The organism is Mesorhizobium sp. M6A.T.Cr.TU.017.01.1.1 (assembly GCF_004023115.1).
GTDB classification, from domain to species: domain Bacteria; phylum Pseudomonadota; class Alphaproteobacteria; order Rhizobiales; family Rhizobiaceae; genus Mesorhizobium; species Mesorhizobium mediterraneum.
In genome coordinates this window covers 18,309-31,672 of the sequence record NZ_RZTA01000037.1, presented here as the reverse complement: position 1 = coordinate 31,672, position 13,364 = coordinate 18,309, and the positions used below count along the sequence as shown (strand labels likewise).

The 13,364-nt window shown below is 63.3% G+C and carries 12 protein-coding genes; 8 read left to right on the top strand and 4 right to left on the bottom strand.

The window, feature by feature from the left end:
- The first annotated feature begins 100 nt into the window (after positions 1 to 100).
- The 4 genes from EOB36_RS14420 (at position 101) to EOB36_RS14405 (ending at position 3,613) form a co-directional block, all read left to right on the top strand.
- A complete protein-coding gene (locus tag EOB36_RS14420) occupies positions 101 to 733 on the top strand; it encodes a LysE family translocator (RefSeq protein WP_095488894.1) in 633 nt (210 codons plus the stop codon).
- 151 nt (positions 734 to 884) lie between these two features.
- Positions 885 to 2,375 carry a D-glycero-beta-D-manno-heptose-7-phosphate kinase gene (rfaE1, locus tag EOB36_RS14415; RefSeq protein ID WP_095489221.1) on the top strand — a complete coding sequence of 497 codons (1,491 nt, stop codon included), beginning with the start codon at positions 885 to 887 and terminating at the stop codon, positions 2,373 to 2,375.
- 7 nt (positions 2,376 to 2,382) lie between these two features.
- Entirely contained in the window at positions 2,383 to 2,955 is a 573-nt protein-coding gene (locus EOB36_RS14410; protein WP_095488895.1) for an SIS domain-containing protein, read from the top strand.
- The gene (locus EOB36_RS14405; RefSeq protein ID WP_095488896.1) at positions 2,948 to 3,613 is read left to right on the top strand and encodes an HAD family hydrolase; all 666 of its coding nucleotides are present in this window, start codon (positions 2,948 to 2,950) and stop codon (positions 3,611 to 3,613) included. Before EOB36_RS14410 ends, EOB36_RS14405 begins: the two co-directional genes overlap by 8 nt.
- Here EOB36_RS14405 and EOB36_RS14400 read toward each other — a convergent pair.
- On the bottom strand, positions 3,610 to 4,095 hold the full coding sequence (locus tag EOB36_RS14400; RefSeq protein WP_126105317.1) for an Lrp/AsnC family transcriptional regulator: 486 nt from the start codon (positions 4,093 to 4,095) through the stop codon (positions 3,610 to 3,612). The two genes, EOB36_RS14405 and EOB36_RS14400, sit on opposite strands and share 4 nt — an antisense overlap.
- Before the next feature lie 259 nt (positions 4,096 to 4,354).
- Between EOB36_RS14400 and trxB the strand changes: the two genes are divergently transcribed.
- Both trxB and EOB36_RS14390 read left to right on the top strand, forming a co-directional pair.
- On the top strand, positions 4,355 to 5,329 hold the full coding sequence (gene trxB, locus EOB36_RS14395) for a thioredoxin-disulfide reductase (RefSeq protein ID WP_095488898.1): 975 nt from the start codon (positions 4,355 to 4,357) through the stop codon (positions 5,327 to 5,329).
- Between the two features lie 72 nt (positions 5,330 to 5,401).
- Positions 5,402 to 6,298: a LysR family transcriptional regulator gene (locus EOB36_RS14390; RefSeq protein ID WP_126105318.1), complete on the top strand. Its 897-nt coding sequence runs from the start codon at positions 5,402 to 5,404 to the stop codon at positions 6,296 to 6,298.
- Between the two features lie 46 nt (positions 6,299 to 6,344).
- Here the strand turns inward: EOB36_RS14390 and EOB36_RS14385 are convergent, their stop codons facing one another.
- Positions 6,345 to 6,845, bottom strand: coding sequence for an isoprenylcysteine carboxylmethyltransferase family protein (locus tag EOB36_RS14385; protein WP_095488900.1), 501 nt, complete (start codon positions 6,843 to 6,845; stop codon positions 6,345 to 6,347).
- Between the two features lie 844 nt (positions 6,846 to 7,689).
- On the bottom strand, positions 7,690 to 9,741 hold the full coding sequence (locus EOB36_RS14380; RefSeq protein WP_095488901.1) for an elongation factor G: 2,052 nt from the start codon (positions 9,739 to 9,741) through the stop codon (positions 7,690 to 7,692).
- Positions 9,742 to 10,088: 347 nt separating this feature from the next.
- Here EOB36_RS14380 and EOB36_RS14375 point away from each other — a divergent pair, with 347 nt between their 5' ends.
- Positions 10,089 to 10,484, top strand: a complete 396-nt coding sequence (locus EOB36_RS14375; protein ID WP_095488902.1) for a cupin domain-containing protein — start codon at positions 10,089 to 10,091, stop codon at positions 10,482 to 10,484.
- 81 nt (positions 10,485 to 10,565) lie between these two features.
- Positions 10,566 to 12,083, top strand: coding sequence for an MFS transporter (locus EOB36_RS14370; RefSeq protein ID WP_128285095.1), 1,518 nt, complete (start codon positions 10,566 to 10,568; stop codon positions 12,081 to 12,083).
- Positions 12,084 to 12,147: 64 nt separating this feature from the next.
- Here the strand turns inward: EOB36_RS14370 and EOB36_RS14365 are convergent, their stop codons facing one another.
- Complete coding sequence (locus EOB36_RS14365; RefSeq protein ID WP_095489222.1) at positions 12,148 to 13,350, bottom strand: pyridoxal phosphate-dependent aminotransferase; 1,203 nt, start codon at positions 13,348 to 13,350, stop codon at positions 12,148 to 12,150.
- Positions 13,351 to 13,364: the final 14 nt, after the last annotated feature.

The window sequence follows — 13,364 nt, the reverse complement described above, 5'->3', positions numbered from 1 at the left end:
AGCAGGTCGCAATCCGGCGGCTGGGTGAGCGTCACAGTGCCGCCGCAAAGCAATCGCTTCAGTCGGCGACTCACCGGCGAAGCGCGACAGGAGCAAGGCAATGCCGTCGACCGAACTGCTTATCGCCTTCTTCGCCACCACGGCGATCTTTGCCTACATTCCCGGTCCGGCGATGCTTTACGCTGCTGCGCAAACCATGGCGCGCGGCCGCTGGTCCGGCCTGACGGCGGCGCTGGGCATTCATCTTGGCGGCTATGCGCATGTCATCGCCGCTGCTGCCGGGCTGTCCGTGCTTTTCCACGCGGTGCCGACGCTCTACGTGGCGGTCAAGCTGGCCGGCGCGCTCTATCTGATCTGGCTGGGTGTCTCGCTGTTCCGCGCCAGGGCGCAAGACGATGCCGTCATCCCGGGCATTGTGCCGAAATCGGCCAGCCGCGCCTTTTTCGAGAGCATCACCGTCGAGGTGCTCAATCCCAAGACGGCGATCTTCTTCATGGCGTTCCTGCCGCAATTCATCGACGCGTCGGCGACATTTCCCGTCTGGCTTCAATTCCTCGTCCTCGGGACGATCGTCAATTTGATGTTCTCCTCGGCGGATGTCATGTGCGTGGTATTGGCAGGCGCGCTGATCACCAGGCTGCGGCGCTCGAGCCACGCGCAGCGCCTCATGCGGCGTGCGGGCGGTGCGGTGCTCGTCGGATTGGGCGTTCATGTGGCTTTGCAGAAAAGCTGATCCGCCAACCGGCGTTGACTCTGATCCGCTCGGCGCCCGCCGTTGCGTTGGGCCGAATTGCGGTATATCGGCTTCGCCATGAACGACCAGCCCTGCCAGTCCAGTGCTTTCGCAGCACCGGGACCGGTTCCCATTGCACGTCGCGGATGACATGAGCGAGCAATACCTGCCTTCTCCCGAACCCCTTCACCGTGCCATCTCGCGGTTCAGCAGCGTCACCGTGCTGGTGGTCGGCGACTTCATCCTCGACCGTTTCGTCAACGGCGTCATCGAGCGGATTTCACCTGAAGCGCCTATTCCGGTGCTGCGCGGGCGTGGCGAAACGTCGGCGATGGGCGGCGCCGGCAATGTCGTCTCCAACATCGTCTCGCTCGGCGCTGCGGCGATACCGGTCTCAGTGATCGGCAACGATCATGCCGGGAACAATCTCATGCGAATGCTCGCCGAGCTTGGTGTCGACACCGGCGGCCTGGCGCAGGACGCGAGCCGCATGACGTCGTCGAAAAGCCGGTTCAGCGCGCTCAACCAGCAGGTGCTGCGCTTCGACGAAGAGGAAATCAAGCCGCTGGGCGACGCGGAGCGGGCGACGCTGGTCCGACATTTCCGCACCGCGCTCGCGCAAGCCGACATCGTCATCCTATCCGACTACGGCAAGGGCATGTTGCTAGACGGCGTCGCCGGCGAGCTGATCTCGATCTGCCGCGAAGCGGGAAAGCCGGTGCTGGTCGATCCCAAGGGCCGTGACTATGCGTGCTATGCCGGGGCGACGGCGATCACCCCCAATCGCAAAGAACTTGGCGAAGCGGTCGGACGCGCGGTGTTTGCCGATGACGAGATCGTGGCCGCGGCGCGCGAGCTGATCTCTGCACATGGCTTCGATTTCGTCGTCGCGACGCGCAGCGAAAAGGGCATGAGCGTCGTCGGCGCGGACGATGCCCGGCACATCGCCACGCAGGCGCGGGAAGTGTTCGACGTTTCCGGCGCCGGCGACACTGTCATTGCGACGTTTGCGTTGGCTCTTGCCGCGGGCGCCGACCGCATCATGGCCGCCGCCATCGCCAATGCGGCGGGTGGCGTGGTGGTGGGAAAGCGCGGTACCGCGCGGCTGACGGTCGAGGAACTCACCGGCGCGTTGTTTCGCTCGCACGGACCGATTGCCCACAAGGATGCAATCCTTGATGCCGCCGCCGCCGCCCGGCTGGTGGCGACGTGGAAGGACGAAGGCCTGAGCGTCGGCTTCACCAATGGCTGTTTCGATATCCTTCACGCCGGCCATGTCAGCCTATTGCATGCGGCGCGCAGCCAGTGCGACCGGCTGGTTCTCGGCCTCAACAGCGATGCCTCGGTGCGCCGGCTGAAAGGGCCGGGGCGCCCGGTCAACGACGAGCATGACCGCGCCTGCGTGCTGGCGGCGCTTGCCTCGGTCGATGCCGTCGTCGTCTTCGAGGAAGACACGCCGCTCGGCCTGATCGAGGCGCTGAAGCCCGACATACTGGTCAAAGGCGCCGATTATACGATCGATCAGGTGGTCGGCGCCGAAGTGGTGCAGAAGGCGGGCGGCCGCGTTGTGCTGGTCGATCTCGTCGCCGGCAAGAGCACCACCGGCACCATCGGCAAGTTGCGCGCCGGCAATACAAACTGAGGGTTTCATGTCCGAACTGAACGATTACCTGGTCCGCTCGGCGGCCGCGATCACCGCGATGGTCGAGCGCGACCTCAGCAGCGAGATGGAGCGGGCGGTTACCGCTGTCGTCGCCGCACTTTCGCAAGGGAAGGCGCTGCTGATCTGCGGCAATGGCGGCTCGGCGAGCGACGCAATCCACATCGCCGGCGAACTGGTCGGCCGCTTCCTGAAGGAGCGCAAGGCCTACAACGTGATCGCGCTGCCGGCCAATGCGGCGGTGCTGACCGCCTGGGGCAATGATTACGGCTTCGACACGGTGTTTTCACGCCAGGTCGAGGCGCATGGCGCGGCGGGTGCTGTGCTGCTCGCCATCTCGACCAGCGGCAACTCGGCCAGCATCCTCGCCGCCGCCGAACAGGCGCGCATGATGGACATGACGGTGATCAGCCTGACCGGCGACACCGGCGGCAAGCTCAAGCCGCTCTCCGACATCCTGCTCAACGTGCCCTCGACCTCGACGCCGATCATCCAGCAGGGGCATCTATGCCTCTATCATCATCTGTGCGAAATGGTCGAAGCGCGCCTCTGCGATGGCTGACATCGGCCCTGTCGTGAGGTCGAATCCATACCCGCTCGAAGAGCCGGGCCTGTGGGTCGAGCGGATCGGTACCTCGGTCTTTCCAGCCGGCACGCCGGCGCTGTTCCTCGATCGTGACGGCACCGTCAATGTCGATACCGGCTATCCCAGCGATCCAGCTGACATCGTGCTGCGGCCGGAGATGCTGCCGGTGATCCGAACGGCCAACCTCGTTGGCCTTCCTGCGATCGTGGTCTCCAACCAGTCGGGCATAGCTCGCGGTTATTTCGGCTGGCCGGATTTCGCCGCAGTCAATGCTCGGCTGCTGGCGCTTCTCGAAGCACAGGGTTGCCGGATCGATCTGGTGCTCGCCTGCGCCTACCATTCGAGCGGGACGGGTGAACTGGCAGCAGGTGACCATCCGATGCGCAAGCCAAATCCGGGCATGCTTCTGCGTGCCCGCGATCTGCTGGGCGTGGATATCAGCCGATCAATCATCGTCGGCGACAAGGCCGATGACATGGAAGCCGGACGGCGAGCCGGGCTTTGCGAGGGCTGGTTGGTGCGCGGCAAATTCAATCGAGTCGCTGGCGATAGTACGTTCACGACGCGCAAACTGACGACCGGTAACGATCACAGCAAACTCTGCGACGCCATCGCCGAACTCGGCCGGGATTAAGTTCTCACTTCGCTGAAAGCCACCAAGCCCTCGTCCTTGACGCGGCGGATGGTCAGGGCCGTCCGCACCGTGTCGACATTCGGCGCCGAGGCCAGCTCCTCGATGACGAATGTCTGGAAGGCGCCGAGGTCGCTCGCCACGCAATGCAGCAGGAAGTCGGATTCGCCCGACACCATCCAGGCGTTGCGCACGATCGGCCAACCGCGGGTGCGTTCGGCGAAGGTTTTGAGCTCGGCGTCGGCCTGGTGATGCAGGCCGATGAGGCAGAAGGCGACGACGTCTAGGCCGAGCGCCGGCGCATTGAGCAAGGCGCGGTAGCCGCGGATGATCCCGGTCTCTTCCAGCCGCCTGACACGGCGCAGGCATGGCGGCGCCGAAATGCCGACGCGGCCGGACAGCTCGACATTGGTCATGCGGCCGTCGTGCTGAAGCTCGCGCAGGATCTTCCAGTCGATGGCGTCGAGATCGGCTTTGAGCGGCATGGATACCTTCGGCGCTTCACGCAAGAATCTTTCGTGATTTTGTAATTAAACGACTTTGGTGTCCATTCCATCCCTTCAGCCGGTGATTTTCGGACAGTCACTGCGCAAGATGTTCATGGATCGTCTGTTTGTGCCGAAGCTTTCCGGGGACGAAGGCCAGGTCGTCTTGCTGGCGTCGCCTGCAACACCTAGATTAGGGCCGATATCGATCCCTGTGCCGGACGCTTCATTCGCGTCCGGTTGTTGTGAAAGCCCTGCTATGACCACCAAGCATGCACCCGTTCTCATCATCGGCTCCGGTCCCGCCGGCTATACGGCGGCAATCTACGCCGCCCGTGCCATGCTGAAGCCGATGCTGGTCGCCGGTCTGCAGCAGGGCGGTCAGTTGATGATCACCACCGATGTCGAAAACTACCCGGGCTTTGGCGATCCGATCCAGGGTCCGTGGCTGATGGAACAAATGTTGAAACAGGCCGAGCATGTCGGCACCGACGTCATCAACGACATCATCACCGAGGTCGACCTCAATGTGCGGCCGTTCCGCGCCAAGGGCGATTCCGGCACCACCTATACCGCCGACGCACTGATCATTGCCACCGGCGCGCAGGCGAAATGGCTGGGCATCCCGAGCGAACAGACCTTCATGGGCTTCGGCGTGTCGGCCTGCGCCACCTGCGACGGCTTCTTCTATCGCGGCAAGGATGTCGCGGTGATCGGCGGCGGCAATTCGGCGGTGGAGGAGGCGCTCTACCTTTCCAACCTGGCAAAGAGCGTGACGGTCATCCACCGGCGCAGCGACTTCCGGGCCGAGCGCATCCTGAGCGAGCGGCTGTTCAAGAAGGACAATGTCCGCATCATCTGGGACACCGTTGTCGACGAGATCACCGGCCAGTCCGGCAAGATGCCGCTGCCGCCGTCGGTGGAAGGGCTGAAGCTGCGCAATGTGGTGACCGGCCAGGAGATGCATCTGACGGTCGACGGCGTGTTCGTGGCGATCGGCCATGCGCCGGCGGTCGAGCTGTTCGCCGGCAAGCTGAAGCAGAAGCCGAACGGCTATCTGTGGACGGCGCCGGATTCGACCTGCACCGACATGCCGGGCGTGTTCGCCGCCGGCGACGTGACCGACGACATCTACCGCCAGGCGGTGACGGCGGCGGGGCTCGGCTGCATGGCCGCGCTTGAGGCGGAGAAGTACCTTGCCGGGATCGAAGTTCACCGCGAAGCAGCGGAGTAGGGAAGCGGCCGAGAAAAGCCGCGTAAAAGCCTGATTTTTCATTCAGACGCCAAAAACAGAACGAGGGGCATCATGGCGTTGGACTGGGACAAGCTACGCGTGTTTCACGCTGCCGCGGAAGCTGGGTCGTTCACCCATGCCGCCGAGACACTGCATCTGTCGCAATCGGCGATTTCACGGCAGGTCAGCGCGCTCGAACATGACGTCGGCGTGCCGCTGTTCAATCGCCATGCCCGCGGCCTGGTGCTGACCGAGCAAGGTGAGATGCTGTTCCGCACGGCGCATGACGTGCTGATGAAGCTGGAGACGATCAAGTCGCGGCTGACCGAGGCCAAGGACCGGCCCTCCGGGGTGCTCAGGGTGACGACCACGGTGGGGCTTGGCGCCGGCTGGCTGACCGAGCGCGTGCAGGAATTCATCGAGCTCTATCCCGAGATCAGCCTGCAGTTGATCCTGGCAAACGAGGAGCTCGACCTCACCATGCGCCGGGCGGACTGCGCGATCCGGCTGCGCCAGCCGCAGCAGCCTGATCTCATCCAGCGCCGCCTGTTCACCGTGCATTTCCATCTCTACGCGGCGCCCTCCTACGTCAACAAGTATGGCAAGCCGGCGTCGATCGCCGAGTTGAAGGCCCATCGCATCGTCACCTTCGGCGTGCCGGTGCCGGCGCATTTGTCGGAATTGAACTGGCTGGAAACGGTTGGCGATTTCGAAGGCGGGCAAAGGGTGCCGACGCTGCAGATCAACGACATATTGTCGATCAAGCGCGCGGTACAGGGCGGCGCCGGCATCGCCATGCTGCCCGACTATGTGGTCAGCAAGGACTCAGGGTTGGTGCAGTTGCTGCCGGAGACCGAAGTGCCGTCCTTCGACACCTATTTCGCCTATCCCGATGCGATGAAGAACCAGGCGAAACTCCACGTCTTCCGCGATTTCATTATCGCCAAGGCGCGCAGCTGGTCGTTCTAACCCTTCTGCACGTCGCTTCCTGCCTTGCACCGCGGACGATCATCTCTTACTGGCCGCGCCATGGCGTCAGGCGGGGCAGCCAGCCTGGAACGGCATGGCGGTAGGCCTCGTAGTCGGCGCCATAGCGGCGGGCAAGCGTCGGTTCCTCGTAGAGCTTCACGAACGAGACCATGGCGATGGCGGCGATAGCGGCATAGGCGATGAGAGTCCAACTCGAAAACAGCAGTGCCTGGCCAAGGATGATCGACAGCACCGCCAGATACATCGGGTTGCGGACATGGCGGTAGATGCCGCCGATAACCAGTTGCTCGGTCGGCGCGACCGGGGCGGGCGTGCCCAGGCCTTCGAAGGCAAAACGGGCGAAGGCATGAAGCAGCAAGGCCGCTGCGACGACAATCAGGACCCAGCCGACCGGCACCAAGCCGGGCAGGGTAGACCATGGCAGACGATAGCGATCGGTCAACAGCCAGGGCAGCAATCCCGCGACCACGCCGGGCGCTGCAATGAAGAATAACGCGCTGCCGGCGATCGCCTGACGTGTCCTCATTGAGCTTCCTTCTAGAGTGGAGTGCTTCCACTTGGACGCACAAAGTACACTCTAGCGCTTGGAGTCTACGCGTCGTGCGTTTCGAACCGAAGGTTAGCGCAGCGAAAAATCGATTCCAATTTCGGGCCGATACGCGGCTGCTGCAAAAATAAACGCATGCTGCCTGATTCGACGTCATTCGTTGTCTTCTGCATTTGGAGCGAAAATCGGCTCTGATTCGCTATATCGCGTCGATTTTTTCCTGGCTGTGCATCGCATTTCGACGATTTTGCTGGTCCTACGAGGGCAAGGAATGGATTAGACCACAGCCTGTGTCATTTTGCATGCGTGTGTTGCAAAATAGATGCTTGTTTCTTGGGCATGATGAGCACATATATAGATCATCTCCTGGGCGCGTTCTCCTCCCATTAGCGCCCTCGAGTGTTCCCCTCTGGAGGTTAGCCCTAACAGGCACTTCCAATCAAACTCAGCCGGATCTTCATTGATCCGGCTTTTTTGTTGCCCGAAACCTGCTGGCGCTGAGGGAAAGCCGACCGAAATTGTCACGTAACAGTGACATGTAACCTCAGGTAACCTGTCACAGGCGCTCAGCATCGACTAAGCAGATCATAGGACGCGGTGTGGTTCGTGCGGGAGATGGGGGCATCACTCGGACGATCCGGGCTCAGGCGGCTACCGCGTCCGAACCATTCTTCCGCTGAGGCCGTCAGGCGCTGGCGGCATGTGCGGCGGACCTGCCGTTTCGCCTCCCACGAAGACGGTCCGCAAGAGAGCGGCGTCCGGATCATTCCGGACGCCGTTTCCTTGTGTTCAGCAGCCTGCGATACTGGCGCCAAATCCAGTGTCAGGCGGCCTTGCCATTGGCGTTCAACGCCTCGTCGGCCAGGCGACCGGTGAGTTCGGCCATATGGTCGAAGGCGGCACGATAGCTGGCCACGCCTGCGGTGGCCGAACGCAACTCGATGATCAGGTCGCCGATCTCGGCCTGCGGCATGGTCGCCTCGACCACATCCCATCCCGGCCAGCCAGGCCGCGCATCGTAGCCGAGAATCTGGCCGCGCCGTTGCGGGATTAGGGCGATAATCCTCGACGTCGCGTCGGACGGCGTGACGATCTCGACCTTCATGACCGGTTCGAGCAGCACTGGCGAGCAGGCCGCCATGCCTTCCTTCATTGCCAGCTTCGCCGCCATCTGGAAGGCCATGTCTGATGAATCGACGGCGTGATAGGAGCCGTCGGACAGATTGACGGCGACATCGACCACCGGAAAGCCGAGCGGGCCGGATTTCAGATAATCACGCACGCCGGTCTCGACCGACTGGATATAGGTTTTCGGCACGGCGCCGCCGGTGATGGTGTCGGTGAACTGGAAGCCGGAGCCGCGCGGCAGCGGCTTGATCTCGATCACGACGTCGCCGAACTGGCCATGGCCGCCCGACTGCTTCTTGTGGCGGCCACGCTGCTGCGCCGTTTTGCGGATCGTCTCGCGATAAGGCACGGCCGGCGGATGGCCTTCGATCGGGATCTGGTTCTTGCCTTCCAGCCGCTCGCGCACGACGCGCAGATGCATCTCGCCATGGCCCGACAGCACGGTTTCGGCCGAATCCTGATTGTGGCGCAGGCTGAGCGAGGGGTCTTCCTCGGCAAGGCGCTGGATGGCCGCCGACATCTTCACCTCGTCCTTGCGTTCCTTCGGGCGCAGCGCGAAGGCAAAGACCGGTTGCGGCGGCGCCAGCGTTACCAGCGGCTTGATGCCGCCTTTGGCCGAACTCAGCGTCTGGCCGGTCGTGACGTCGTCCAGCTTGCCGAGCGCGACCGTGTCGCCGGCCTTGGCCGAGGTGAGCTTGGACTGATCCTTGCCGAGCATTCTGTAGATGCCGGAGACTTTTGCCGTGGCGCCATTCGAAAGGAAGAGCTCGGAGGCGTCGGCAAGCTGGCCGGACAGTATGCGCGAGACCGACAGCTTGCCACCATGCGCGGTGTGAATGGTTTTCATCACCTGGACCACGGTCGCATTTTCGTCCGGTGCACCAAGGCGCTTGCGGGTCGCCTCGATGTCGGGCGCATCGTGGCGGATCGTCTTCAACAGGCGCAGCACGCCGTTGCCCTTCTCGGCAGTGCCGATCAGCACGGGGGTGACCGCGCCGTCACGCAGGTCGGCGGCGAGATCGTCGAAGATCGCGTCCTTCGGCGGCTCAATCTCTTCGAGGAGCTGCTCCATCAACTGGTCATCATGATCGGCGAGCGTCTCCAGCATGGAAAAGCGAGCCTCCAACTCGCGCGCCTTGTCGTCGCCCGGAATCTCGGCCACCTCGCTTTCGGCATATTCGCGATAGATGTAGGCGCGCTCCAGAGCGAGATCGATCGAGCCGATGACGACGCCGTTCTTCCGCAGCGGAACCTGGCGAAGCAGCAACGGCACCGAGCTTGCCGGCTGCAGCATCTTCAGCGTGTCGCGCACGCCTGATATCGCCTTGTCGACCTTGTTGAGGAACATGATGCGCGGCACGCCGAGATCGTCGAGCTTGCGCATGATCAGCTGCAGGGCAGGAATCTTCTTCTCGTCGGCCTCGGCGACGACCACCGCGATGTCGCAGGTGGCAAGCACCGGCTCTGCCTCGAAGGAGAATTCGATGGAGCCGGGACAATCGACGAAAGTGAGTTGCTCGCCCATGAATTCGGTGGTGGCAAAGGTTGCCTCGACGCTCATGGCGTGGGCGCGTGCCTCGGGCGAATGGTCGGAAACGGTGTTTCCCGAGGAAACGGGATTCTGGCGGGCAATGGCGCCCGTGCGGGCTAATATGGCTTCGAGAAGTGTCGTCTTACCGCTTGCAAAGGGACCGACTATGGCAATGCATTTCGGTCCCGTGCGTCGTCCTCCGGCGCGAGTTCCCATGACTGACCTCCACTCAGGCGTTTCCCTGGGAGCGGCGGCCGGCCTGTCGACCGTCGCGGGCGGGGCTTTTTTTCAGTTCGCCACCTGCCCAAAAGCATCGTCCCACGGGTTAGCCGGGAGGGCAAGGGATTTGAGGGCTGCCTGACGTCGCGGATGCTGAGCCGTGATCGGTGGGGCCGACGGGTGCGAGCCTAGGTTCCCCATCAAATCCCGCGACCGAGCCGTCACCGAACAGCCGCAAAAGCGGTTGCGCCATGATGGTTATCGGACGAAAGTGCCCGTTTCTTGCCACAAAAGAGGAACGGCCGTCGCCGACCGGTCCGCCATCAGCTTGAGGATTCGCGACGATGAAGATCATTGCCTGCGGCAGCGTGCCGACCGTCATTGCGCCGGAAAAGTACTTCACCGGCCGTGTGTTGCAGACGCCGATCATCGAGAAGGAAGCCCCGGCGCGTCTGCGCGCCATCATGGTCAGTTTCGAGCCCGGCGCGCGTACCCACTGGCACACGCATCCGCTTGGGCAGACGCTCTACGTCGTATCAGGCGCCGGCCTCGCGCAAAGCTGGGGCGGGCCGATACAGGAGATCCGGGCCGGCGACGTTATCTCGTTTGCGCCTGATGAAAAGCATTGGCACGGCGCTGCCCCGAAATCGGCGATGGAGCATATCGCCATGCAGGAGGCAATCGACGGCGTCCATGCCGACTGGCTGGAGAAGGTGACGGACGAGCAGTATGGCGGCTGAGCCGGGCGCTTTTGATCGGTCCTAAAAGCGCGTCGCGTCTGGTCATTATAGGTGATTTCAACACTTAGGTTTGGAGTCGTCATGTCGAATCGTCGCTTGCCTCTTGTTGCCGCCGTCTATCTCGGCACATTCGTCGCGCTGCTCGACATCAGCATCGTCAATGTCGCCCTGCCGACGATCCAGATTGCGCTCGGCATCGACTTCGCCGGGCTGCAATGGGTGATCGACGCCTACACGCTTTGCCTGTCTGCCTTCATGCTGTCGGCAGGCCTGATCGGTGACCGCTACGGGCGCAAGCGCTCCTGGCTGGCAGGCATCGGCATCTTCGTGGCTGGTTCTGCCATCTGTGCAATCGCGCCCAACCTGCCGGTGCTGCTGGCAGGCCGGGTGGTGCAGGGGATCGCCGGATCGCTGATCATTCCGGGCGCGCTGTCGATCCTGACGCAGGCGTTTCCCGATGCCCGCGAGCGCGCCGGCGTCATTGGCGGCTGGGCGTCGTTTGCCGCCATCTCGCTGCTCGCCGGCCCCGTCGTCGGCGGCATCCTGGTCGAAGCCGCCGGATGGCAGAGCATTTTCCTGATCAACCTGCCGCTCGGCTTGGCCACGATCGTGCTGGGTGCAGCTTCGATCGTAGAGACTTCCCACCCCGAGCATGCTCATCTCGACCTTGTCGGCCTGGCGCTCAGCATTCTGTGGCTGGGCGCGCTGACCTTTGGCCTGATATCGGCAGGTGAAAACGGTTGGGGCGATCCGCGGACGGTCACGGCCGTTGTTGCCGGCCTGGCCGGCTTGGCAGTCTTCCTTGCCTTCGAGGCGCGCACGCCGCGGCCGATGCTGCCGCTTGGCCTGTTTCGCGACATTCGCTTTGCCGTCGCCAATGTCGCATCGTTCGCGCTCGGCCTCACCTCCTACACCGGCGTCTTCCTTTATTCGATGTTCCTGCAGCAGGCCCAGGGCTGGTCGCCGACACAGACCGGCTTGCGCATGGCGCCGCTGTTCCTTGTCCAGATGGTCGTGTCGCCGGCGATCGGCGGGCTCAGTCAGCGCTACGGACATTCGGCGCTGATGGCCGCCGGCTATCTTTCGAGCGGGTTTTCCATGCTGGGCATGTGCTGGGTTGAAGCCTCAAGCCCCTATGTGACGATCGGCCTGCTGTTTGCCGTCGGCGGCCTCGGCAACGCGCTGTCGATCCCGACCGGCAGCGCCGCCGCGATGTCGTTTGCGCTGCGCGAGCGGTCGAGCATGGTGTCGGCGGTGATCAACGCAACCCGCCAGAGCGGGACCGCCATCGGCATCGCGCTGCTCGGCGCCCTGATGAGCATGCGGGCAGCAACCCTGCTGACGGGGCATCTTGAAAATGCTGGGGTCGCCAATGCTGGAGCGGTGGCTCGCGCCGCCGTTTCAAGACACGATTTCGCAGCCGATGCGGCGATGGGAGAGGACGGCCTGCGCGCTCTGTTCGCAGCCGCCTATGCCGGCGGCTTCCATGCGGCGATGCTGACGGCGGCCATCGTCTCGTTCGTCACGGCCGGGCTTCTGGTCGCCATTCTGGCGCCGGCCGAGGCACGTTCGGCGCGCGAAACCAATGAGCAGGGATGAGGCTGGTGCCTATCGCCTCGAAAACCCGGCTCGCGGCCGGGTTTTGGCGTTCGGGATGCCCTGATCAGGTCAGCGAGGCGGTGAAGCGCTGGATGCGCGTGCAGGCCTCTTCGAGCAACGCCTCGGATGTGGCGTAGGAGATGCGGAAGTTCGGGCCGAGGCCAAAAGCCGAGCCGAACACGACCGCCACGCCCTCCGCCTCGATCAGCTCCGAGCAGAAGGTCTCGTCGCTGTCTATCACCTTGCCGGCTTTGGTCTTCTTGCCGATCAGCTTGGCGCAGGACGGATAGACATAGAAGGCGCCTTCGGGCGATGGGCATGTGATGCCGCGCGCCTGGTTGAGCATCGACACGACGAGATCGCGCCGCGCCTGGAAGATCGCCTTGTTTTTCGCAATGAAATCCTGCGGACCGTTCAGCGCCTCGACCGACGCCCACTGCGCGATGGTGCAGGCGCCGGACGTCTGCTGGCCCTGGATCATGTCCATCGCCTTGATCAGCGCCACCGGCCCGGCCGCATAGCCGATGCGCCAGCCGGTCATGGCATAGGCCTTCGACACGCCGTTCATGGTCAGCGTGCGCTCATAAAGCTTCGGCTCGACCTCGGCGATTGTCTTGAAGACGAAGTCGCCATAGATCAGGTGCTCATACATGTCGTCGGTCAGCACCCAGACATGCGGATGCTTCAACAGCACGTCGGCCAGATCGCGCAATTCAGCCTCGGTATAGGCGGCGCCCGAAGGGTTCGACGGCGAGTTCATCAACAGCCATTTGGTGCGCGGTGTGATCGCCTTTTCCAGCGCCGCCGCCGTCAGCTTGAAGCCGTTGTCGATGGAGGTGTCGGCAAAGGCTGAGGTGCCGCCGCAGATCGCCACCATCTCGGGATAGCTGACCCAGTACGGCCTCGGTATGATGACCTCGTCGCCGGGGTTCAGCGTCGCCATGAAGGCATTGAACAGGATCTGCTTGCCGCCGGTGCCGACGATGGTCTGCTCCGGCCGATAGTCGAGATTGTTCTCGCGCTTGAATTTTTTCGCGATCGCCTCGCGCAGCGGCACGATGCCGGAAACCGGCGGATATTTCGTTTCGCCGCGGCGGATGGCGTCGATCGCTGCGTTCTTGATGTTGTCCGGCGTGTCGAAGTCCGGCTCGCCGGCACCCAGCCCGATCACGTCACGGCCGGCGTTTTTCAGCTCGCGCGCTTTCTGCGTCACTGCGATGGTCGCGGAAGGCTTAACGCGGGAAAGGACGTCGGCAAGAAAGGCCATGACGATATTGTCTC